The sequence below is a fragment of the Maccoyibacter intestinihominis genome (genome assembly GCF_040096355.1).
GTDB lineage: Bacteria > Bacillota > Clostridia > Lachnospirales > Lachnospiraceae > Maccoyibacter > Maccoyibacter intestinihominis.
On the sequence record NZ_JBBMEX010000005.1, the window covers coordinates 167,002 to 189,306 of the forward strand.

25 protein-coding genes are annotated in these 22,305 nt (G+C 35.2%); 23 read left to right on the forward strand and 2 right to left on the reverse strand.

What is annotated here, in order from left to right; genetic code table 11:
• Positions 1–67: 67 nt before the first annotated feature.
• From WMO43_RS06665 to WMO43_RS06675, 3 genes are all read left to right on the forward strand, one after another.
• Positions 68–919: a hypothetical protein gene (locus WMO43_RS06665; RefSeq protein WP_022155156.1), complete on the forward strand. Its 852-nt coding sequence runs from the start codon at positions 68–70 to the stop codon at positions 917–919.
• Between the two features lie 19 nt (positions 920–938).
• Positions 939–1,811, forward strand: coding sequence for a hypothetical protein (locus tag WMO43_RS06670; RefSeq protein WP_118504585.1), 873 nt, complete (start codon positions 939–941; stop codon positions 1,809–1,811).
• A gap of 219 nt (positions 1,812–2,030) precedes the next feature.
• Positions 2,031–2,264, forward strand: coding sequence for a helix-turn-helix domain-containing protein (locus WMO43_RS06675; protein ID WP_118548248.1), 234 nt, complete (start codon positions 2,031–2,033; stop codon positions 2,262–2,264).
• Between the two features lie 75 nt (positions 2,265–2,339).
• On the opposite strand, the gene WMO43_RS06680 is transcribed toward WMO43_RS06675, so the two are convergent.
• Complete coding sequence (locus WMO43_RS06680; RefSeq protein ID WP_022155153.1) at positions 2,340–3,095, reverse strand: DNA-directed RNA polymerase subunit alpha C-terminal domain-containing protein; 756 nt, start codon at positions 3,093–3,095, stop codon at positions 2,340–2,342.
• Between the two features lie 162 nt (positions 3,096–3,257).
• On the opposite strand from WMO43_RS06680, the gene WMO43_RS06685 reads away from it, so the two are divergent.
• The 13 genes from WMO43_RS06685 (at position 3,258) to WMO43_RS06745 (ending at position 15,081) form a co-directional block, all read left to right on the forward strand.
• On the forward strand, positions 3,258–3,398 hold the full coding sequence (locus tag WMO43_RS06685; protein ID WP_157579697.1) for a hypothetical protein: 141 nt from the start codon (positions 3,258–3,260) through the stop codon (positions 3,396–3,398).
• On the forward strand, positions 3,376–4,680 hold the full coding sequence (locus tag WMO43_RS06690; protein ID WP_069432380.1) for an IS30 family transposase: 1,305 nt from the start codon (positions 3,376–3,378) through the stop codon (positions 4,678–4,680). The genes WMO43_RS06685 and WMO43_RS06690 overlap by 23 nt, the downstream gene beginning before the upstream one ends.
• A 444-nt stretch (positions 4,681–5,124) precedes the next feature.
• A complete protein-coding gene (locus tag WMO43_RS06695; protein ID WP_330616537.1) occupies positions 5,125–6,558 on the forward strand; it encodes a S8 family serine peptidase in 1,434 nt (477 codons plus the stop codon).
• Positions 6,551–8,257, forward strand: a complete 1,707-nt coding sequence (locus WMO43_RS06700) for an ABC transporter ATP-binding protein (RefSeq protein WP_195287312.1) — start codon at positions 6,551–6,553, stop codon at positions 8,255–8,257. The genes WMO43_RS06695 and WMO43_RS06700 overlap by 8 nt, the downstream gene beginning before the upstream one ends.
• A gap of 189 nt (positions 8,258–8,446) precedes the next feature.
• Positions 8,447–9,037: a hypothetical protein gene (locus WMO43_RS06705; RefSeq protein WP_195287311.1), complete on the forward strand. Its 591-nt coding sequence runs from the start codon at positions 8,447–8,449 to the stop codon at positions 9,035–9,037.
• A 67-nt stretch (positions 9,038–9,104) separates the two neighbouring features.
• Positions 9,105–9,299 carry a CLI_3235 family bacteriocin precursor gene (locus WMO43_RS06710; RefSeq protein WP_195287310.1) on the forward strand — a complete coding sequence of 65 codons (195 nt, stop codon included), beginning with the start codon at positions 9,105–9,107 and terminating at the stop codon, positions 9,297–9,299.
• Positions 9,300–9,378: 79 nt separating this feature from the next.
• The gene (gene ccpM, locus WMO43_RS06715; RefSeq protein WP_195287309.1) at positions 9,379–10,785 is read left to right on the forward strand and encodes a Cys-rich peptide radical SAM maturase CcpM; all 1,407 of its coding nucleotides are present in this window, start codon (positions 9,379–9,381) and stop codon (positions 10,783–10,785) included.
• The gene (locus WMO43_RS06720) at positions 10,778–11,878 is read left to right on the forward strand and encodes a TIGR04066 family peptide maturation system protein (RefSeq protein ID WP_195287308.1); all 1,101 of its coding nucleotides are present in this window, start codon (positions 10,778–10,780) and stop codon (positions 11,876–11,878) included. Before ccpM ends, WMO43_RS06720 begins: the two co-directional genes overlap by 8 nt.
• Before the next feature lie 11 nt (positions 11,879–11,889).
• Entirely contained in the window at positions 11,890–12,144 is a 255-nt protein-coding gene (locus WMO43_RS06725; RefSeq protein ID WP_195287307.1) for a hypothetical protein, read from the forward strand.
• Positions 12,145–12,362: 218 nt separating this feature from the next.
• Positions 12,363–12,950 carry a hypothetical protein gene (locus WMO43_RS06730; RefSeq protein WP_195287306.1) on the forward strand — a complete coding sequence of 196 codons (588 nt, stop codon included), beginning with the start codon at positions 12,363–12,365 and terminating at the stop codon, positions 12,948–12,950.
• 58 nt (positions 12,951–13,008) lie between these two features.
• Entirely contained in the window at positions 13,009–13,512 is a 504-nt protein-coding gene (locus WMO43_RS06735) for a hypothetical protein (RefSeq protein ID WP_207734401.1), read from the forward strand.
• Between the two features lie 146 nt (positions 13,513–13,658).
• The gene (locus WMO43_RS06740) at positions 13,659–13,799 is read left to right on the forward strand and encodes a hypothetical protein (RefSeq protein WP_157579697.1); all 141 of its coding nucleotides are present in this window, start codon (positions 13,659–13,661) and stop codon (positions 13,797–13,799) included.
• Complete coding sequence (locus WMO43_RS06745; RefSeq protein ID WP_069432380.1) at positions 13,777–15,081, forward strand: IS30 family transposase; 1,305 nt, start codon at positions 13,777–13,779, stop codon at positions 15,079–15,081. Before WMO43_RS06740 ends, WMO43_RS06745 begins: the two co-directional genes overlap by 23 nt.
• 138 nt (positions 15,082–15,219) lie before the next feature.
• Here the strand turns inward: WMO43_RS06745 and WMO43_RS06750 are convergent, their stop codons facing one another.
• A complete protein-coding gene (locus WMO43_RS06750; RefSeq protein ID WP_195540640.1) occupies positions 15,220–15,858 on the reverse strand; it encodes a hypothetical protein in 639 nt (212 codons plus the stop codon).
• Between the two features lie 775 nt (positions 15,859–16,633).
• Here WMO43_RS06750 and WMO43_RS06760 point away from each other — a divergent pair.
• The 7 genes from WMO43_RS06760 (at position 16,634) to WMO43_RS06790 (ending at position 22,097) form a co-directional block, all read left to right on the forward strand.
• A complete protein-coding gene (locus WMO43_RS06760) occupies positions 16,634–16,969 on the forward strand; it encodes a helix-turn-helix domain-containing protein (protein WP_349172327.1) in 336 nt (111 codons plus the stop codon).
• Between the two features lie 44 nt (positions 16,970–17,013).
• Entirely contained in the window at positions 17,014–17,721 is a 708-nt protein-coding gene (locus tag WMO43_RS06765) for a LytR/AlgR family response regulator transcription factor (RefSeq protein ID WP_005602856.1), read from the forward strand.
• Positions 17,722–17,723: 2 nt separating this feature from the next.
• Positions 17,724–19,010 carry a GHKL domain-containing protein gene (locus WMO43_RS06770; RefSeq protein ID WP_349172328.1) on the forward strand — a complete coding sequence of 429 codons (1,287 nt, stop codon included), beginning with the start codon at positions 17,724–17,726 and terminating at the stop codon, positions 19,008–19,010.
• A gap of 103 nt (positions 19,011–19,113) precedes the next feature.
• Positions 19,114–19,278 carry a cyclic lactone autoinducer peptide gene (locus WMO43_RS06775; protein ID WP_005602854.1) on the forward strand — a complete coding sequence of 55 codons (165 nt, stop codon included), beginning with the start codon at positions 19,114–19,116 and terminating at the stop codon, positions 19,276–19,278.
• A gap of 14 nt (positions 19,279–19,292) precedes the next feature.
• Positions 19,293–19,877: an accessory gene regulator B family protein gene (locus WMO43_RS06780; RefSeq protein WP_055068861.1), complete on the forward strand. Its 585-nt coding sequence runs from the start codon at positions 19,293–19,295 to the stop codon at positions 19,875–19,877.
• 189 nt (positions 19,878–20,066) lie between these two features.
• The gene (locus WMO43_RS06785) at positions 20,067–20,792 is read left to right on the forward strand and encodes a LytR/AlgR family response regulator transcription factor (RefSeq protein WP_243276272.1); all 726 of its coding nucleotides are present in this window, start codon (positions 20,067–20,069) and stop codon (positions 20,790–20,792) included.
• The gene (locus WMO43_RS06790) at positions 20,793–22,097 is read left to right on the forward strand and encodes a sensor histidine kinase (protein WP_195288133.1); all 1,305 of its coding nucleotides are present in this window, start codon (positions 20,793–20,795) and stop codon (positions 22,095–22,097) included.
• The last annotated feature ends 208 nt before the right edge of the window (positions 22,098–22,305 follow it).

The following is a 22,305-nucleotide window of genomic DNA, read 5'->3' on the forward strand; positions in this document are numbered from 1 at the left end:
TATGTTAGAAGTGTAGTTTAGGTACTCAATTATTGAGAAAAACAAAAATCTTAGGAGGTATGGTTTTATGATCAAAAAAAAATTAGCAAAAATGTTGACAACCTGTTTAATGTCTGTATTTATTATTGGTACTGCAAGCATGACTGTACATGCAGAAAGTGTGAGAGAAACAGAGCCTAATAATACTATGGAAACCGCTGAAACGATTATGGCAAATCATGAAACCGCTGCACAGGCAGTCAGTGGTAGTCGTCCTAGCCAGCATGTAGTTACAGGAAGTACAAGTAATACTGACGAGGATTGGTTTAAGGTATATTTGTCAGCCGGAACGCAGTATGTTACTTGTAACGATGATCCTTTTGAATTTGAGGTTTATGATCCAAACGGCAGTCTTGTTTTAGATGAAATATATACAAAGATAGGATTTGGTTCAACAGCATATCCGTTTGTGGCATCAACAGATGGATTTTATTATGTAAAAATTAAAGGAATTACATCATCATCTTCAGACTATATATTGCTAGTAGGTGGTCCAACCTATTCTGTTGCAAGTTGTAAAGTGGAAATGCCTACTGTAAACATGGCAAATGGCAGCGATAGTTCATCATCTATAGATTTACGATTTGAGGATGCTCTGCCAGAAGATGCTGTAGTATATATGCTTTCAATGAGTGGAATAAGAACTACTGCGGTAGATAGTATTTCAGTTAGAAATCTTAGTAGCAATAATACAGTTAACTTATCTACATATACGTGGGATAAATCGGGGTTAGTATCTTTAAACATGCCATTAAAAGGCAGATGGTCAATAACGTATGGCTATAGTAAGGATATATCTTTCACTCCTACTATTTCTTTGTATTATGCATATCCGGTTACATCAACATATGTTGAGGATGATGTTGTGATTATACAATAATTTTAGAAAGAGTGATGCTATGAATGTTAATTTTTTTCCTTTTAGTAATTCACTTCAAATTCTAGGTCGTAGACAGAGTTTGGCAAATATTATGTGCAATCAGCAAAGTGTTACTCAAAGTAGGAAAAAAGATTTATTTGTTAGAAATACAATGTATGATACAGGAATTTATACAGCTTCAGCAGGAAAAAGAAATAAAATGATTTCAAACAGTATATTATCTGCTATGAATAATGATATTTCTAAGGTACGAAAACAAGGCGATATATACGAATGCGAAGGAACATTTTTTACAGCGGAGCAGATACCTAAAATCAGTGGAACTTCTTTGAATGAAATTAAAGCGGAAGATAATATCATTGACTTTGGGAAGAATAAGTATTTTAAATATGTCTCCCGTGACGGACAGGAGCATTGTTTATACACAGATAATAAGGGGATAGGCGCTATTGTTTCCGAGATTATGCGTGGCGAGCCTTATGATCCGGTGTTGGAAAGGTATGCGAGCTTTTGGAATTATATGATGACAAAAGACCCTGTATATGTTCAGTTGTCTTATTCAGATGAAGAAATAAGAGGATATATGGAAAATGCAGGGATAAAAAATGGCTTTTTCACAGTAAAAATGGGAGATAGGGAAGCAACACAATTTTATTCTGCCACTAAAACAACAAGTCCAATTCAGTCTAAGGAACGATATGATGCAAGATATAAGAATTTGACTTCGGGTGGTATTTTGCTTGACGAATATGAAGCTGGAGATATTTTTAAGATTGGTAATAAGGAATATGTTTTAAGTGAATCTCATACATTGGACATACCATACGGAGAGGATATTTATAATATAGAGTATCCGAGTAATTATAAGTTTGGTAAAAAAGTTGAAGAATAATAAGGGATTCCCTTGAGGTGGACTAGAAAGTGTGGTTCAGCTCAAGGGAATTTTATATATTCTTATATAAGTAAGAGTATTATACATTAATAGAGTTTTTATTGCGGAAGTTTTCACTTATTTCGTGACATGGACTAAAACAAGTCCCTTTTCACCATGCGTATTGCATAAAATAATGCAAAAAGAACCAAAATGGGTTCATGGGCATGGTGAAAATGGATGGAACAGAAAATAAAGCAAGATGAGATATTTATTGGTAAGAATATCCGGCGTATAAGGAAAGAAAAAGGAATCAGGCAGACGGAAATGGTTGCATTGTTGCAGTTGGAGAATGTAATGATTACAAGAGAAGCTCTGGTAAAGATAGAACGTGGAATCCAGCATATTCAGGCAACGCAGCTCCGGGCAATAAAAAATGTATTAGAGACTACTTATGATGAGTTATTAAAATAGAGAATGAAAAAGACAGTCAAGTTTCATATAATGTGGAATTGACTGTCTTTTTATGTAGAAATTAGGATAATCAAATTAGCTCTTGTGCTGATAATTTAAAATATCTTTGAGCAAGGCAGGAGTTATTCTTTTTTTATCCGCTTCAGTTAAATTTGAAAACTGAGACAAGGTAGTAAGTTTATTCTTTTTAAAAAGAGTAATAGATTTTGGCTCAGACGTAATTTCAAATAGAAATTTGTCATGCCAGCTTTTAGGTGTGTTCCCATGCTTTCTTAATATACGGTATGTTTTCATGGTAAGGAGGTAGTCCTTATTACATATACAATAGAGGTCATATACGGTTTTGTCGTTAAAGTCATTGATGTGGTGGATATTGTTCCTAAAGAGATAAATATATAATTTAGAAGGAAAATTAAATTGTTGGAGACTTTCCTTTACAATGGAAAGAGAATTTATTTTTACGTGATATTTTTGGCACAGAGCGTCAAGTTCAATTAATGTAGTACTTCCGAGATTGCGGAACTGCATGATTTCCTCCCGTGCATAATGTGTTAGCTGGGAGATATATAGTATGTTATTACGATCAAGAATATTATAAAGGCGTTTAGACATAGGAATGCTGCTAATAGGAATTTCATTTTCAGGAGGAAATATGTAACCGTATGTGTTTAGCTCTTTCATAATGGGATTGAGAGAACAATTACGAGGAAGAACATTTGCTAAAGAGATATAATTATATTCCTTAAGTTCGGAAACAGTAGTAATTCCGGCATATGCTAATGCAAATTTGGTAATAGAAGAAAGATTAAGCTGCTCAATTTGGGTATCCATTGTTTTGACTCCTTTATCTGTATAAATAAAACTATTAGCATTATATCATTGATTTTGGATAAAAGGAAGAATGTGGACTAAAATTAGTCCTTGTATTATTGTATCTATATAGAAAAATGTTGCCCTCAATAGTTTTTTGAAATTCCCGTGTGAGGGGGAAAGTTGATTACAAACAGAATAAATTACAGCAGTGAAAGTGACGATACAAATGCAGGAAGAGCAGAAATGTTCTTCCTGTTTTTTAACAGAACTTCAGCAGCTGGCGGGGAAAGGAGACAGTATGGCAAAGTTCTTAAATTATGAGGACCGGCTGGAGATAGAAAGCGGACTAAAGGAGCATATGACTTTCACAGAGCTTGGAGAGAAACTGGGAAGGGACAGGACTACCATCACAAAGGAGATCAGGAACTATTCCATCGAACAGGACACCGGTTATGGAAGTTACCCGCATAATACCTGCAAGTACAGAAAAGCATGTAAGAGGAAAAAAGTATGTGGGACAAATGACTGCAGGCATCCACTGGTAGCTGTCTGTAAACAGTGTGAACTCATATGCAACCGTTACTGCGAGCATTATGAAGAAGAAATATGTACCCATCGCTTTAAACCGCCATATGTATGCAACGGATGCAGTGAAGTAAAGAAGTGTACGCTGACAAAAACTGTTTACGATGCTCTGGGAGCCCAGAGGCGGGCAACGGATAAGATATCGGAATCCCGAAGCGGGATCCTTGCTACGGAAGGGGAAATCGCCAGACTCAATGAAATCCTGGTGCCGTTGGTAAAACAGGGGCAGTCTATCCATCAGATCTACCTGACACATAAGGATGAACTGATGTGCAGTGAAAAGACCCTCTACAACTACGTGGATGGATGCCTGTTTGATATCAGGAACATAGACCTGCCAAGAAAGGTAAAGTACCGTCCGAGATATAAAAAACCGGAGCTGAAAGTAGACCGTGGATGCCGTGTGGGAAGGAATTATCATGATTACGAAGTATATATGGAACAGCATCCGGACACAGCAGTGGTGCAGATGGATTCCGTGATCGGCAGCAAGGGAGGGAAAGTCCTGCTGACGATATATTTTGTAAATGTGTCACTGATGCTGGGGTTCCTGCGGGAAGCGAACACCTCAAAGTCAGTGATAGATATTTATGATGAACTGTACCACCGGCTGGGAGGGCAGGATTTTAGGAAGCTGTTTCCGGTCATCCTGACGGATAACGGAAGTGAGTTTTCCAATCCCAAGTGTATAGAGAACGGACCGGATGGAAAAGGATTTCAAAGGACGAGGATCTATTACTGCAATCCAAGTGCGCCGTACCAGAAAGCAGAGATCGAGGTGGGACATGAATTTATACGCAGGATCCTGCCGAAAGGAAGAAGCTTTGATGAACTGACGCAGGCAGACGTAGAGCTGATGATGAACCATATCAATTCCTACCGGAGAAAGAAACTGAACGGAAAAAGTCCGTATGAAGCGTTCAGCTTTTATTATGGAGAAGACCTGGCGGAGAGGCTTAGATGCCACGAGGTTGCAGCCAAAGACATCAACCTCACCGCAAGACTTCTCAAAAAGTAACCAGAAGACAGAATAAAGCACAGACCGCCGGCTGAAATAGGAACAGCAGAAGACGTGAATTATGGCTTGCAAAATTTGTAAGCCAAAACTGACGTCCGGTTTTTGTGCAAAAAAATACTCTGCCATAAGGTGATTATATCATAAAAGCAAGGGAAAAAACGGGAAAGTCATTACAAAAGTGGAAAGTCGGGTACAAAATTTGCAGGTCGCTTTCAAAATGTGAAACTCGTTTACAAAACGGGAATCTCGGATGACTATTGAACTGTGTGGGGGTGGGACGAATATGGTTTTTGGTCATTTTCTGCAATAAGTAGCTATTTTCTGCAAGACTAATTGTATTTTATAAAATTTAATATAAAATAATCATTGGGTAATTTTTATCTGAAAGATATTAGAAGCGTTTTGTGAAGAATGTCAAATAATGTGCAGATTGGAATGAGATATTTGAGAGAAGATAGAGTAGCAATTATTGATAATGGAATAAATAGTAATTTAATGTGTAAAGAAAAAATACAATCACAAATGGTTATATATGATAATAATAGGTGTATAGAAGATAAAGAGGAAATTCAGATTACAGATTTTCAGCATGGAACATTTTGTGCATTGATTTTTGAAAAATATAATTCTGATTGCATATTAAATAGTGTGCGAATTTTAGATAAAAATGGAAAGGGTGGGGTCGAAAAGATAGAACCTGCCCTTGAATGGTGTTATCAGAATAACATAAAGATTGTTAATTTGAGTTTTGGAACTACGAATTTTAATGAGTGTGAAAAGCTAAAAAAATTGATTAATAAGTATGTATATAATGGTATGATTATTGTGGCGGCAACGGCAAATTCAGGTTTCGTATCATATCCAGCTAGTTTTACGAATGTAATCGGTGTGGCAACAACAGGAAGTCCTTTAAGTTATTCCGAAGATTATATGCAAATGGGGATTGATACTGTTGTGCCATCTGAACATATAATTAAAATGTTTGATGAAGAGATTAGAACATCATTGAGTAATAGTTATGCAGCTCCATATGCATGTGCTTTAATTGCAAATAGGTTAAATATAGATAAAACACTTAGCATAAAAAAATTAAAGGAATATGCAAAAGAGCAAAGCCATATTGAAATGGTTGAAGGAGTATATGAACCGGATTGGGTTTATAAGGCTTATGTAATAGGCGGAAAGAAAACGAGCAGGGCAAGTTATTACTTTGAAACGATTTCGGGAGATTTGAACGAAATACGGGAGAAAGTAGATACTATAATAGCTTTTTCTATGGCTGATTTGGAAAAGCTGGAGATAAAAAATAAGAGTGCAATTTATCTTGGGAAAGAGGATATTCATAATATAGATGTGCAGGGCTTTTTTTGGAGCAAAGAAACCAGACAGCGACAGATTTTGTATAATCATTATCAAGGAAATGGTCTTGAGGTTCCAGTGGTGATACTGGCAATCGAAGATACAATAGATAAGTTCTATGTACTAACAGAATTAAAGAGGGCGTTTGCAAGTGGCGGTTATAATGCGTATACGATAGGAATGGAACCGGAGTGTGTATTATATGCACTGGAATATATGCCGGAGCCTGTATCGGATATTAATGCTTGGAAAAATTTTGTAGAAAGCCAGGTTTTTTATAAACAAGGGGATTTGGTCATATGGTGTGTTCCATTGGAAGAGAAGGATAAATTTTTACATGTTTATCCTGATTGTGATGTGCAAATCAATATTTACAATGAGAGAGATAATAATACTGTATGGTTCTCTTTTGAGGGAGAAAAGATTGAGAAAAAAATACCGGGACTGATTGACAGGAAAGATGTTGGGGAGATATATCATGTTATAGAATCGAAACTGACGGAGGAAGAAGATGAGTAACAAAGAGGCTGTAAGAAGATTACTTCTGCTATTAGGCAAATATAAAAAAACAATAGTTGTGATTGTTGGCTGTCTGCTTGTTTCTACCGGATTAAATCTTTGTGTGCCACTGATCAGCAGGCGGATCATGGATGATGGTTTTATTGGTGGAAACAAGAAATTGCTGATAGAGCTGGTTTTGGTGTCTATGGTAATTTACACTATAAATTCCCTTATAGATTTAATCAAAGAAAAAAAACGTGTTGACATTTCGGCAAAGATACAGTATTTCCTTTCAGAACAGTCTTTTTCACATCTTATGAAGCTGCGGGTGAACTATTTTAACAATACCAATTATGCGGAGACGTTAAACAATATTAACATGGATATTAACCAGATGACATCTGTTGCCGACAGCAGTGTTTTCTTTGTAATAACACAGGCGTTTAGCATGACAGGCGGCATTATCGGGTTATTTATCATAGATTTCAGAATGACGATACTGGTTCTTCTGTTCATACCGATCAAGTGTGTTGTGATGAAATACTTCGCTAAAAAACAAAAGCAGATTATGGACGAGTTCATAAAGAAAAACCAAAAATATGCGAAATGGTTTGGGGATACCGTCGGAGGGGTACGGGAAGTTAAGCTGTTTAATATTTTAGACAGGAAACATGAAGAGTTTGATCAGAACCAGAAGGATATTATTGAGAAGCAGAAGCAGATGAATATGCTGGGACAGTGGAATACGATTACAGATAGCCTTATGGTGCAGTTCCTTTCCACACTGTTATATATATTGGGGGCAAACTTGGTGTTTGACCTACAGCTTTCAGTCGGTAGCGTGTTTGCTTTCATTACATACAGTTCATATGTTACGGGACCGATTTCTGCAATCCTTAACATAGGTTATCTCTTATCAGGGATTATCCCGTCAACAAAAAGGTATTATGCGTTTATGGACTTGGAGGAAGAAACAGATAATGGGGAAACTGCTGCTTTGTGTCCGGATGACCTGAAATTGCAACAGGTTTCTTTTGCATATGAAAAAGAAAAATATGTTTTAAAAGATGTGGATATTTTGTTTGCAAAAGGCAGTAAGACAGCTATAATCGGGCGCAATGGTTCGGGAAAGACAACGATTATCAATCTTCTTACCAGAATGTATGAGCCAACAAGTGGTAAGATAATGCTTGGGACAGAGGATATTTCAGAATTGCCGCTGCCAGAGTACCGTAACATGGTGTCTGTAGTGAGCCAGCAGATTTATCTTTTTAATGATACAATAAGAAATAATATCTGCCTGTATAAGCGGGTGGACGATGTTATAGTGGAAGAAGCCTGCAAGGACAGCGGACTGGAAGATTTCATAAAAGAGGTTTCACTTGATTATGTGGTAGGGCAGAACGGGGCAATGCTTTCTGGTGGACAGAAACAGAAAATAGCTCTTGCGAGAGCTTTGATACATGATAAGCCAATTGTTATATTTGATGAAGCCACTTCAAATACGGATGCTTATTCGGAGCAGCAGATTAACGGGCTGTTGGATACAAAACTAAAAGAAAAAACGGTAATAGTGATAACACATAAGAAAGAGATATTGAATAAAGTGGATCAGATTGTCGTGCTGAAGGAGGGCGTGGTTATTGACAACGGGACATATGACGAGTTAGTGGGCAAAAATGAAGAATTAAATATTATGATGGAAAAAGTGGGTTAAGTATGAGAAAACTTTTCAGAATAGTAGGGATTGTCTGAAAAGTTTTTTTGTGCCGTTTTCTGCAATAAGTGGTCACTTTCTGCAACACATCTTGATATATGCAATAATTTACACGATAATATACACAAAAGCGAGAGTTCAATAGTTATCTGAAATAGATAAATAAATCTGAAAAAGGGAGGTAATTGCATGGGTGTTGATTCTATATTAGGATATAATTTATCTGTTCAAACAAAGAATTTTACAAAAAGAATTACATTAGGTGCAACAGGTGCTAATCAAACACAGGGGCTATCAGAGTCAGAAAAATTAGAAAATTTTAAAAAAGAGATTTGGAAAGAAATAGATTCTATGTCGTGGGGATCGAATATTTCGGTACAAATAACGGATAGTGCATTTGAAAAAATGATGGTGGACAAAGAGTTTAAAAACAAAATGATGAACATCATCAGAGAGGATGCCCGTGGCTCAAATATGATGTGTGGTGGAACTTTAATAAACATTGATGAAAATGGATATAAAGGTTATTCCTATATGCAGAGTCATACAAAAGAGGCAGGGAGAGCGTTTGAGGCGCATTCCAAAGATAAAGACAGTTTTTATTCAAAAAAGTGTAAAAAAGATGAATTAAATGAACTTTGGGAGAAAGAGAGATTGAAAAAACGCCAATATCAGGAAAAGGCTGACGATGAGTATATGGAAAGCTTACGTCTGAAAGAGATATTTCAACACAAAGAAGATGTTGCAAAATTATACGAAGAAAAAACAGTCAAAAAGTAATTGGAAGATATGTAATTACCGTGTTTAGGTAAATTATATAAATACATTTGGAAAGGAGGGAATGGGCATGAAAAGAACATTAGGAAAGAAAAACTGTGTACAGGATGGCACACTGGTGGCTTTTGCTAGTTGCAGTTGTGATTCAATGTGCAGCATTTTGGGATGCGATTGCAGTACAGGCGATACGGCAAGCAATACTTTAAGATTGCAGAATTATTCCAAATTGTTGTCAAAGGCAATCTCAGGCACATGGGCATACTAATGGCTAGGTCAACGCAGCATATGAGGGTGGGCAGTACTATGTATTGTCCACCTAATATTATAAAGAAAGTTGGATTGAGATGAATGATAAAATTCCGTTTATAAAATTGTTCAGGACATTAGATAATTTTTATTTTTTTGACGTAAATAGTAATTCGATAGTGCGTATTAATGAGGCTGTATCTCATAAAATAGAGGATTTAATTGCAGGAAACGATATTCTGAATCAGGATATGGATATTGCGAGATTAAAAAAGCGTGGGTATTTGAAAGCTAATAATGAGAATATTATAGTAGAACATTCAGCATTAAATACAGTTGGCGAATATATGAACGGTAATTTAAGACAACTTATTTTACAAGTTACACAGAATTGTAATTTAAGGTGTAAGTATTGTGTTTATTCCGGTTCATATGTTAATCGAACTCATACGAAAAAAAGAATGAGTTTTGAAATCGCAAAGCAGGCAGTGGATTTTTACTTTGCCCATAATACCAATAAAGATGCAGGTGTAATTAGCTTTTACGGTGGAGAACCATTGCTGGAGATGGAACTTATTAAGAAAATTGTTGTATATAGTGAAAAGCTATATGAGGGAAAAGAATTGAGGTTTAATATGACTTCAAATGCTACTTTATTAACGGATGAAATAGCAGATTTTTTGTATGAGCACAATTTTAATCTTACAATTAGTTTGGATGGTCCGGAAGAAGTACATAACCAAAGCAGAGTATTTGCGGATAGTAAGACGGGTACTTTTCAGTGTATTATAAAAAATTTGGAGAAAATGATAGGTCGATATCCGGATTATATTTCTAATATAAGTTTTAATGCCGTTTTAGATTCAACAAATGATTTTAAATGCAGTAGTAATTTTTTTACATATGATTTTATGAAAAATACTGTTGTTGGCGCAACAACGCTAAATGAAAATGGCAATAAACATGAAATTCAATATAGTGAGATGTTTGACATAAATTATCGGTATGAATTGTTTAAATGTTATTTAAAATATATTGGAAGACTGGATAAAAAGTTTACATCTAAAATAGTGGATAATCAAGTGGGATCATTGAAACAAGAAATACATGAGAAAATAAAAGCACCATATAGCAGAGGAAAGACATGCCATCCATCAGGACCATGTATAGCTGGAGCAGTAAGATTATTTGTGACAGTTGAAGGAGTTTTTTATCCTTGTGAAAGAGTAAGCGAAACCTGTAACGCTTATGTTATAGGTAATTTACAGGATGGATTTGATATAGAAAAAATTAAAAGTTTATTAAACGTAGGGGCATTAACAGCAGAACAATGTAAGAATTGTTGGGCGATAGAATATTGTAATTCGTGTGCATCTGGTATAGATGATGGAGATAAATTATGTCCAGAAAAACGGCTGGCACGATGTAATGATATTAAAAAGGGTTGTGAGTTAAGAATGATTGAATATTGTACATTGAGAGAAATGGGGTGTAGTTTTGAATAGAATTGCAGTATTTCCATATGATGAGAATTTTTATCCTTTGTTAAAAAATTCAGAAAGTATGGTTGGCTTTGAAATAAGCAAGGTATTTAGCATTCGTGGGTGGGGGTATGTGGGAAGAAATATATTTGATGTTTCGGATACGACTTCAAGAAATATACACGTAGAAGATATATCGGAGAAATTGAATGAAGAGGAATTTGATATTTTTCTACTGGCTGAACCAGAGCATAATATAGATGAAAATTACATAGTTCAAATTATAGACAGAATGGCTCAGATGAATAAAACAATTTGGATCTTTAAAAGTCTATCTGATGAGATAATTACCAAAATAGATACTATATGTGAAAAGAATAAAGTTGAAGTTCAATTTTTTTCTAAGGATATAGAAAATGTTGTTTTTGATGGAGAAGAAATTTTGTATGATATTAGTACGCCTATAATAACAGTTGCTGGTATGGGAGAAAAGACTAATAAAATGGAATTGCAAATGGATTTAGTTATTTCACTACAAAAAGACAAGTATAAGGTTGTATGGGTATCCAGTAGAAATGAGGCATTGTTGTATAATGGGCAGAAATTTCCGACGTTTATGTATGATGAGGGAGTATCAGAAAAGAAAAAAATTCTAATGTATAATCATTATCTAAAATGGATAGAACAGTCGGAAAAGCCGGATGTAATTTTAATAGGTATTCCAGGGGGGATAATGCCAGATAGCAAAAAACAGGTAGGATATTTTGGAATAACTTCCTTTGAGGTTTTAAATGCAATAAATCCTGATTATTTTATTATGTCACTCTATGGCAATACTTTAGGTAAAAATTACTTAGATGAATTACGTAACGTAATGAAGTATAAGTTTAATGTAGAAGTAGATAGTTTTTATGTAGGTGATATGGAACAAGATGCGTATTCATTGGATAAATTGGCACCAATAGAATATATACATTTAGGACAATTAACAGTAGACAAAAGGGTAAAGGATGTAAATTACACCGAAATTCCCGTTTATACTTGCAGCACTGTGTCACAACTATACCAGAACATGATTGAAAAATTAGGCGAGTATGATGAGTTTCAATCATTGTAATTGGAGGTAAAATGGAAAAAAAGATTAAAGAAATGATCAAGGCAACGCTTAATGTGAATATAGACAATATGACAGAAGAGGAGAAAGACTATCCTCTGTTGTCTAAAAGATTTGATGTGATGCCATACCAAATGCTTGTTTTTTTTACAAGAATTGAGAAAGAATTTGGTATAAGGATTCCTGATGAGTACATAGCAGATGGGAAGTTTAATTCGTATAATGATATTTCTAAGATAATATTAGAATTGGTTACAGAACATATGTAGCTGTTAAGAAAATTTTGCTGCTTTCTCCAAAAAATAATTCACTTTCTGCAAGGGTAATTGAAATATTAAATATTTTACTTATATTTGTAGATATGGACATATTTTAACATATTTATATCGAATAACGAAAGAAGAAATTAAATGGCTGTTATACATAATACAGTAATGCAAACTCAGAGTGTAGGATATGAATTTAAACATAATACGAGGTAATAGAGATGGATATATTAAATACTATCAATACGGTAAAAGTGTCGGGCAGTTCTGGCAGTAGTGTTAAAAAAATTTCTGAAAAGAGCAAGTGGCAATTAACGGATTCGTTGAAAGAGAAAATTGTTGAACTGGCTAAGAAGGACGCGAAAAACAATGTATATATGGGAAATGAGTTTATGAACTTGCGGAAAGCAGAGGTTACTAAAGTGGCACCAAATCGGGCGGCACTGATAGGTAAGTTCAACCAATCAATGAGTTCTGAAAATATGGGGGATATGAAAGAGATACAGGAGGCAGACAAAAGATGGATGTGTATTTTATTTGGGATACCATATGAGGCTGAATATCAGGGAGAGGGAACTGGTTCTGCGATTCATATATATAATGAAGGAGGGGAAGAAGTTCTTACATACACACAAGGAGTAGGGTGGCATGAGAAAGAGACAAAAGCAGAGACAGATGTGCATTCAACGTTAAAATCAGTATATTATGAGGCATATCATGATGCAAGAAAAGCGCTGAACACTGGAACAAATGTAGAAATCACAAATGAAAGTGTTGTGGTGCAAAGTAATTTCGATATGAAAGCATAAAACATGTAATTCAACAAATGTATATAAGGGGAATTTGACAGACAGGAGGAATACGATTATGGTAAAGTCAATGAAGAAAGTAAAGAGAATAATAGCGGTTGCTTTGGTATTCACAATGTTGTTTGCTTCACAGGTAACAGTGTTTGCAGCAGGTACAAAAGATGCAATGCAATCAGCAAATAAAGATATGTCGATTGCATTGATGCCGGGAGTTACAGGGGATTCCAATACGGTCACTTTTAATTATAACGGTCTGCCAGATAATGCGATTGTAAAAGAAGTTAAGATTGATTGTTCCAATGCATCTGTGATTGGTGGAAAAGGAGCAATATTGGCGCAGAGCCTTACCATTACCAGCCCAAGTGGAGAAACTCATACTGTTGGTTGGGGCAGAGGTAATGTGACTACTACCAATTTATTTATTGCGGAAAAAGCTGCCGGAACATGGTCTGTGTATATGACAGGAACCAATATTGCATCTCCGAGTCTTGGTTCTGCATTTATCGGGGGTACAAAATATTCACGACCTAAAATGACGATAACTTATATTTTAGAAGAGTAGAATTAAATATTCCCTACATACACATTTGCATGAATAACATTAAATAAAATCAGTCTTTGAACTATGACAGTTCGGGGCTGATTTTTTATTCGGCTTTTATCTGCTTCCCTCAATAGTTTTTTGAAATTCCCGTGTGAGGGGGAAAGTTGATTACAAACAGAATAAATTACAGCAGTGAAAGTGACGATACAAATGCAGGAAGAGCAGAAATGTTCTTCCTGTTTTTTAACAGAACTTCAGCAGCTGGCGGGGAAAGGAGACAGTATGGCAAAGTTCTTAAATTATGAGGACCGGCTGGAGATAGAAAGCGGACTAAAGGAGCATATGACTTTCACAGAGCTTGGAGAGAAACTGGGAAGGGACAGGACTACCATCACAAAGGAGATCAGGAACTATTCCATCGAACAGGACACCGGTTATGGAAGTTACCCGCATAATACCTGCAAGTACAGAAAAGCATGTAAGAGGAAAAAAGTATGTGGGACAAATGACTGCAGGCATCCACTGGTAGCTGTCTGTAAACAGTGTGAACTCATATGCAACCGTTACTGCGAGCATTATGAAGAAGAAATATGTACCCATCGCTTTAAACCGCCATATGTATGCAACGGATGCAGTGAAGTAAAGAAGTGTACGCTGACAAAAACTGTTTACGATGCTCTGGGAGCCCAGAGGCGGGCAACGGATAAGATATCGGAATCCCGAAGCGGGATCCTTGCTACGGAAGGGGAAATCGCCAGACTCAATGAAATCCTGGTGCCGTTGGTAAAACAGGGGCAGTCTATCCATCAGATCTACCTGACACATAAGGATGAACTGATGTGCAGTGAAAAGACCCTCTACAACTACGTGGATGGATGCCTGTTTGATATCAGGAACATAGACCTGCCAAGAAAGGTAAAGTACCGTCCGAGATATAAAAAACCGGAGCTGAAAGTAGACCGTGGATGCCGTGTGGGAAGGAATTATCATGATTACGAAGTATATATGGAACAGCATCCGGACACAGCAGTGGTGCAGATGGATTCCGTGATCGGCAGCAAGGGAGGGAAAGTCCTGCTGACGATATATTTTGTAAATGTGTCACTGATGCTGGGGTTCCTGCGGGAAGCGAACACCTCAAAGTCAGTGATAGATATTTATGATGAACTGTACCACCGGCTGGGAGGGCAGGATTTTAGGAAGCTGTTTCCGGTCATCCTGACGGATAACGGAAGTGAGTTTTCCAATCCCAAGTGTATAGAGAACGGACCGGATGGAAAAGGATTTCAAAGGACGAGGATCTATTACTGCAATCCAAGTGCGCCGTACCAGAAAGCAGAGATCGAGGTGGGACATGAATTTATACGCAGGATCCTGCCGAAAGGAAGAAGCTTTGATGAACTGACGCAGGCAGACGTAGAGCTGATGATGAACCATATCAATTCCTACCGGAGAAAGAAACTGAACGGAAAAAGTCCGTATGAAGCGTTCAGCTTTTATTATGGAGAAGACCTGGCGGAGAGGCTTAGATGCCACGAGGTTGCAGCCAAAGACATCAACCTCACCGCAAGACTTCTCAAAAAGTAACCAGAAGACAGAATAAAGCACAGACCACCGGCTGAAATAGGAACAGCAGAAGACGTGAATTATGGCTTGCAAAATTTGTAAGCCAAAACTGACGTCCGGTTTTTGTGCAAAAAAATACTCTGCCATAAGGTGATTATATCATAAAAGCAAGGGAAAAAACGGGAAAGTCATTACAAAAGTGGAAAGTCGGGTACAAAATTTGCAGGTCGCTTTCAAAATGTGAAACTCGTTTACAAAACGGGAATCTCGGATGACTATTGAACATTCTTTTATAATTGCATGATTAATACAGACTATGCTTGTTTGAACATTCTCATATATCTCATTCAACATTTCAATATTAGAAACATATTTCTTAATATTGCTATCTATTTTTTCATCATTATATATACTGTATATAACAAACAATATATAAATAATTCCCAAAATGATAAGGATATTAGATTTAATAGAAAAACCAGATTGATTTTTATCCCAATTTCCTAAAGATGAACAAACTGCTCCAATAATTATTGCAAACAATTGTATAACAATATTTTTGAGAATTAGGAACTTGGTTATAATATTCGAATAATTATTGTGATAAGATTTCTGCAACTTATCAAGTTCTGTTTTTGCATCATAAAATAATAAAATAGAAAAAATGACACTTAATGTAAAAATCATAATAATCTGCAATATATTATTTTTTCCAATATGTGTCAATGATCCCATATATGAGCATAAGGCGCCTATTATCAATGGAAATATATAATTCAAAATTTTTATTATTTTCATATAAATACTCCTTGAAAATATATAATTCAAAATGAAATATAGTTCTTTATAAGAAGCATTATACTAAATATTTTCGCTTTTTTCTATAAATTGAATATACTATCAGAAATTTTATTGGTACAAAACTTATAAATATGAAAGTACAAGATCAGAGATATACACAGTATGTACAGAGACACTATATTTCAATATGTAAAAAAACAATATGGAACAATTCCAGAATATCTGTGGAATGATTTACCAGATAGTGCAATACTTCGTAATGACAATGGAAAATGGTACGCAGTATTTATGAATTTGGAAGGCTTTAAAATCGGATTGGATACAAAAGATAGGGTTGATATTATGGTTGTAAAATGTAAGCCGGATATGATAAGTGTTATGACACACATGAAAGGCTTTCTGCCGGGATATTACATGGATAAAAGCAATTGGATGACAATTCTTCTGCAACAGCGGATTTTATGATTCATTCCACGCTTATGAATGAACAGTATTCACATCAGATTGAAAATTTTAAAAATACTGTGGATGTCAGAGTAAAAGAAATGCAGTGATGGATATGATAAATAGCCAAAAAACGTCCGCTAATAGGATTTACAACAGAATATAAAGCAGATAAAGACGAATGGTATCAGATGTGCCATTCGTTTTTTTAATAAAAGCACAAATTAACCTACTTACGAGCATAAAATGATGTACATTGGGTTGTTTTCTGGACTATGAGAATCAAAGTCCCATTGATATGATTAACATGGAAAAGAGGTGCAAAATCTTGGACACAGGAAGAAAAGATGCCAATATACAGATAGGAAAGAGACTAAGAGAGGCAAGACTGAATATGAACCTCGAAAAGTCAGAAATTGCGGATGTATTGGATGTTACAGTAGAACATTATCGAAAACTTGAAGCAGGTGTAACTGGAATATCTGTAGATAAAGTATTGACACTCTATCATAAATATGGAATTGATCCTACATATCTTATAACAGGCGAGAGCAGCAACATAAAAGATTTTAATTTGGATTACTATGTTGCGAACAGCACAAAAGAGCAGAGAAATGATTTTTTTGACCGTGTGCTGGCGTATTTATCTAAGTTGATTAGATAAATTGAAGTGCTTCCTGCTTCCAAGCTCGAAAAGGAGGAAGTGTTATGCTTAATATTGCGGTCTGTGATGACAGCAGAACAGATGTAGAAATGCTGGAAAGTGCTTTTGATAAGTTAGCACAGTACCAGTTTTCTTATGAAGTGTATTTTACAGCGAAGGAGTTGCTGAAGCATGTTATAGATTATGGAGAAATGTATCATCTGTATATATTTGACATTGAAATGCCGGAGATGAATGGTTTGCAGCTTGCAAAAGAAATCCGGAAAATAGATGCCAAAGCATTGTTTGTATTCCTGACTGGATATACTCAGTATGTTATGGATGTTTTTGAGGTTATTACCTTTGACTATATTTCTAAACCGATTACAGTGGAAAAGCTGGAGTCCGTTCTTTTAAAAGCCATGCAGTATCTTCATATGATAAAGCGTGACTTTGTCTTTCAGTTCCGAAAAAATCAGTTTCGTATTAGCTGCGATGATATTGTGTATTTTGAGAAGAAAGGTCGTCAGGCAGTGATACATACGATTTCAGAAAATTTCAAGGCAAATATGACAACTGAAGAAATATGGAAACAGCTTGATGATAAGGTCTTTGCCCATATTCATGTATCATATATCATCAATCTTGGGCATATCAGGGCGATTGATGGAGATGAAGTAGTGATGGACAATGAAGAAAGACTTCTGATTGCCCGCTCCCATAAGCAGAATTTAAAAGAAAAACATATGGAGTTTGTAAGGAGGATGGTTTAAGGATGGAATATGTGATACGCTTTGCCATCAGCCTGTTTGATCTGGCAGTGTTTATGTATTATTTTCATTCCAATAAGAAAATGAAACCAGTATCAAAGGTATGGATATGGGCTGGATTTACCATTGCTGCAATTATATGGACATTTGTCAGTAGCATAAAAAATCCGTATCTGAATCTTGCGACTCTTTTGATTGTGCTTATACTGTTATCATTTTATTATGAATCAGGAATGTGGACGAGAATTATAAATATTGTGACATTCATGGGTATTGGAATGCTGTTTGAACCTGTAGCTTTGCTGTTACTCCATGCGATGAATTTTCATATGGGAGAAAGTTATAAATATTATTTTGTAATGGTAATATGCAGCTTTGTTCGTGGAAATGTGATGTATATTCTGTCAAAATTGATTTCAAAGAAAGGGATGCAGATTGCTGCCTTTCCGAAAGAAATTTTGGGTGTGCTGGTTATGGTATTTACCTTTACGGTGTTGAACTGTTGCTTTATTATTCTTTTGTCATTGGAGGCGGGCAGTGAAAAAAGCCTGCTTATGTGTGCCAGTATTGTAATTTCCCTTGTCCTGACGGATTATTTTATGCTGTATATGATGGAACGTTTTAATTATCTTGTGCAAAAACAGTATGAGGATGCAATGTACAGGGAAGAAATGCACTATAAAGACATCTATTATGAAGAAGCAGAAAAACAGAATAAGGAAGTGCAGAAGTTAAAGCACGATATGAAACATAAATTGCATGAACTGTATCATCTGTTGGAAAATAGTGATGGGCATGAACTTTCAGAGAAAATCGGTGCGATGTGCATAGAATTTGAGCAGATAGATGAAAAGCAGTATTCTGATAATCCAATCGTAGATTCTGTGCTCCGCATTAAATTTGGCAGGGCAAAGGCAAGGGGGATAAAAGTAGAAACATCTATTCGTATTCCAAAGAAGATGCAGCTTGATCATGGGGATATAGGTGTATTGTATGGAAATCTTGTGGATAATGCGGTAGAAGCCTGTAGCAAGGTGCCGGAGGAACAGCGTTTTGTAAAGATTGAAAATAAGTACCAGTCGGGGATTTTGCTTCTTGTAATAACAAACAGCAAAACAGGAAAGAAAAATAAAAGCCTGAAAACAACCAAGAAAGATAATATCCGACATGGGCATGGTGTTCAGAGTGTCCGCAAAGTGGTAGAAAAATACAATGGAACGGTAAGTTTTACAGATAAAGGGGATATATTTGAGGTTTCAGCAATGCTCTATGGAATTGAAGTGAAGGAATAAATGCAAAGCGTTACACTTAAATGTCAATCTGTTACACTTTGCCGCATTTTCCTGTAAAGTATGATATAGTGCATTCATCAAATGCAAAGGAGGACATACATATATGTCAAAATTAAGAAGATTGATGAACCGACTCAGTCATGGAGCATTAACCAGCGTGGCAGCACTTGCCCTTACGGTAACTGCAACCAATATGAACCGTTGCTGCTGGTTTATTTTCGGACAGGACAAGTTACCGGATAATGCGAAAAAACTTAGAAAATTTTAAGGTGGTAACAGGGTATGATTGCTAAATTTGCAAAGAAGATAAATGAAATATTGATACAAAAGGAGATTGTGCAAAAAGAGGATGCAGAACTGTACCAATATGGGATAGAAAATGGCATTGTTGTTGCAGGAAACCTTTTGGCTTCTGGAATATTTGGCATTGTGACGGGGAGACCGGGACTTGTTCTGGTCTTCCTGTTATTTTATGCCTCGTTGAGAAGCTATAGTGGGGGCAGCCACTGTAAGAGTAGAATCGGCTGTTTTTTGATATCAATGGCAATTTTATTTATTCCGGTTTATACATATGAGCCTGTAATGAAAAATGTTCCTAATGCCGTGATTTTATTGATCGGAGTTCTTGCAGTGGTAATTATTATTGTCCTTGCCCCAGTGGAAAGTATCAATAAACCTCTTGATGAGGAAGAAAGAAAGTATTATGCAAGGGTAACACATTGCATAACGGCATTACAGGTATGTGTTCTTATCATTTTGTTTTGTCTGGATCTGCAAGATTATTTTTATGCCGGGTATGTAAGTATAGTCCTGGTAGCAGTATTTATGGTTATGGGAAAGATTGCAGTGAAACGATATGTGCAATAGCAAAATGTATTAAAAATAGGTATTGATATATAATTTTGTAGACGAACATGCAATATTACAAATATAGAGTAGTGGTTAAAATTTTGGATAAAGATGCCGAAATATAATAAAAAATAGGAAAATATACAAAAAATAATCCAACCAAATGAAAGAAGTATGTCAAATTTGTGTGTGGAAGGGGATGAGCATATGTTCAGAATTGCTATATGTGATGATGAAAGACAATTTAGAAAACGCATTCATGATATTTTAATAGAATATATGAATGAAAATGATATATTATACGAAATTGATGAATTTGAATCAGGAAAGGATTTTATAAGTTTAGGTATCAATCTGGCAAAGTATGATATTGTTTTTTTGGATGTAAATATGGATGAACTGGATGGAATGGAAACTGCGCAGAAAATAAGAAAAGTCAGCAATGATGTTTTTATAGTTTTTGTTACAGCATTTATTACATGTGCCCCTCAAGGATACAGCGTAGGAGCTATAAGATATATTTTGAAAAATAATGTAAATTTTCCGGAACTAATATTTGAGTGTATGGATGCAATCAGCTTGAATATGAATTATGTAGCCCAAAAGAAGAAATTTAACTTTAATGAGGGTACAAAGATTGTAGCATTAGAGCGTTTATTATACATAGAGAGCAGATTGCATAAACTTGAGTTTTACATTATGGAGGACAAGTTAAAAAAATATTCAATATATGGCAAACTAGATGAGCTGGAAAAAGAGTTGCAAGGTAATGATTTTATCCGGATACATCAAAGTTATCTGGTTAATATGAAGCATATTGAGAAAGTCAGCCGGTATGAGGCGTTATTGAACAATGGTATTAAATTAGAAATTCCAAAAGCACGGTATAAATTTGTTGAAGAAACATTTGTTTCGTATAAAGGAGAAATATAGATGTTGGTTAATTACATTCAAAGTATAATGCTGACGGTATTGGAAATAATATGTTGTAAAATATTTTTTGAAAGTTTTGCTGAAAAGAGATCCGAAAATAATTGGAGAAACTGTAGTATTATTTTAGGAACGGTAATATGTGGATATATAATAGCTTTGTTATTTTATGATCAGTTTGTTCTAAAGCAGATGTTAGCTATTGTTGTCATTGCGCTGTTTATGAGCTTTTATTTTAAAATCCATTTAAAAAAAGCAATAATCGTATCATTATTATTTCAAGCATTGCTGCTTTCTGTAGACTATTTTACACTTTGGCTAAATGTCTCTCTCTTTCATAGTGTAGCAGAAATTAATGAGTCACATTTTGTAGGTGGAAGTTTAATAACAGTTTTGGCAAAAATAATTCTTTTTCTAGTTGTTCTGCTTATCAGGAAGAAAATAGGAGGGGAGTCCTCGGATGTTTTAAGAAGTACAGATTGGCTTCGATTTATCTTTTTTCCACTTTTTACAATTTTCACAGTTATTGCATTGTTCATAACATCTGGAAGCATTGAGAATCAAAAGCAGGAAAATGTATTCTTGGTTATAGCATTGTGTTTGGCAGGAATGAATATAGTTGTGTTCTGTATGATAAATGACATATTAAAGCGTGAAATTAAGATTCGTGAAAATGAAGTATTTCAACTGAAAGCACGAAATCAGACAGACATGTACCGCTCTATTTCAGAAAATTTTGTTAAACAACGGAAAAAAACACATGAATATAAGAACCAGATTATGTGCATTGAGTCTTTGATAGAGATGGAAAATTATGATGAACTAAAGGATTATGTGAGAAGCATAAGCGGAAATTTAAGTACAGAATTAGATTATATTAAAACAAATAATGTGATTATTGATGCTATATTAAATAGCAAATATAAGGAAACATTGGATAAAGGAATTGTATTTATTTTTCAAATCAATGATCTATCAGGAATTAAAATGCGTGATGAGGATATTGTTGTTATATTATCGAATCTTTTGAATAATGCAATAGAGGCTTGTGAAAAGTGCTCAGGCAAAAAAGTTATGAAAATGAAACTGGTTAAAGAGAAAGACAACATTATTATATCTGTAAAGAATACATATGATGGTAAACTTAATATTAAAGATGGAGAAATACAGACCTCAAAGAAATATGAAATGGATGAGCATGGGATTGGAATAAAAAATATAATTGAGGTTATAACAAAATATCAAGGTTCTTATGCTATACGAAATGATAATAATGAGTTCTACTTCTCAGTTATATTGCCAAACTAAGATGAACCTTAAAAAAGTGATTTGCTGTCAGCAAATCACTTTTTTGTCATTTTCTGCAAAAAAAGGTCACTTTCTGCAATGGATATTGTTTTGTAAACAGATAAAGTTATACTTAATTTGGCAGGAGGCATAAGAGTGAAAAATAAAGTAGATTTTTGGGCGCACTTATATAAGGGTTCATAAAACCCTGTTTTTACAAGTATAGAAA

Excerpts from the sequence above, each read along its gene's own strand:
- WMO43_RS06735 (WP_207734401.1), top strand. The coding sequence starts at position 13,009 with ATGGTAAAGTCAATGAAGAAAGTAAAGAGAATAATAGCGGTTGCTTTG.
- WMO43_RS06675 (WP_118548248.1), top strand. The coding sequence starts at position 2,031 with ATGGAACAGAAAATAAAGCAAGATGAGATATTTATTGGTAAGAATATC.
- WMO43_RS06730 (WP_195287306.1), top strand. The coding sequence starts at position 12,363 with ATGGATATATTAAATACTATCAATACGGTAAAAGTGTCGGGCAGTTCT.
- WMO43_RS06770 (WP_349172328.1), top strand. The coding sequence starts at position 17,724 with ATGGAATATGTGATACGCTTTGCCATCAGCCTGTTTGATCTGGCAGTG.
- WMO43_RS06705 (WP_195287311.1), top strand. The coding sequence starts at position 8,447 with ATGGGTGTTGATTCTATATTAGGATATAATTTATCTGTTCAAACAAAG.
- WMO43_RS06665 (WP_022155156.1), top strand. The coding sequence starts at position 68 with ATGATCAAAAAAAAATTAGCAAAAATGTTGACAACCTGTTTAATGTCT.
- WMO43_RS06680 (WP_022155153.1), bottom strand. The coding sequence starts at position 3,095 with ATGGATACCCAAATTGAGCAGCTTAATCTTTCTTCTATTACCAAATTT.
- WMO43_RS06790 (WP_195288133.1), top strand. The coding sequence starts at position 20,793 with ATGTTGGTTAATTACATTCAAAGTATAATGCTGACGGTATTGGAAATA.
- WMO43_RS06670 (WP_118504585.1), top strand. The coding sequence starts at position 939 with ATGAATGTTAATTTTTTTCCTTTTAGTAATTCACTTCAAATTCTAGGT.
- WMO43_RS06785 (WP_243276272.1), top strand. The coding sequence starts at position 20,067 with ATGTTCAGAATTGCTATATGTGATGATGAAAGACAATTTAGAAAACGC.
- WMO43_RS06725 (WP_195287307.1), top strand. The coding sequence starts at position 11,890 with ATGGAAAAAAAGATTAAAGAAATGATCAAGGCAACGCTTAATGTGAAT.
- WMO43_RS06780 (WP_055068861.1), top strand. The coding sequence starts at position 19,293 with ATGATTGCTAAATTTGCAAAGAAGATAAATGAAATATTGATACAAAAG.
- WMO43_RS06745 (WP_069432380.1), top strand. The coding sequence starts at position 13,777 with ATGGCAAAGTTCTTAAATTATGAGGACCGGCTGGAGATAGAAAGCGGA.
- WMO43_RS06690 (WP_069432380.1), top strand. The coding sequence starts at position 3,376 with ATGGCAAAGTTCTTAAATTATGAGGACCGGCTGGAGATAGAAAGCGGA.
- WMO43_RS06700 (WP_195287312.1), top strand. The coding sequence starts at position 6,551 with ATGAGTAACAAAGAGGCTGTAAGAAGATTACTTCTGCTATTAGGCAAA.
- WMO43_RS06710 (WP_195287310.1), top strand. The coding sequence starts at position 9,105 with ATGAAAAGAACATTAGGAAAGAAAAACTGTGTACAGGATGGCACACTG.
- WMO43_RS06765 (WP_005602856.1), top strand. The coding sequence starts at position 17,014 with ATGCTTAATATTGCGGTCTGTGATGACAGCAGAACAGATGTAGAAATG.
- ccpM (WP_195287309.1), top strand. The coding sequence starts at position 9,379 with ATGAATGATAAAATTCCGTTTATAAAATTGTTCAGGACATTAGATAAT.
- WMO43_RS06750 (WP_195540640.1), bottom strand. The coding sequence starts at position 15,858 with ATGAAAATAATAAAAATTTTGAATTATATATTTCCATTGATAATAGGC.
- WMO43_RS06775 (WP_005602854.1), top strand. The coding sequence starts at position 19,114 with ATGTCAAAATTAAGAAGATTGATGAACCGACTCAGTCATGGAGCATTA.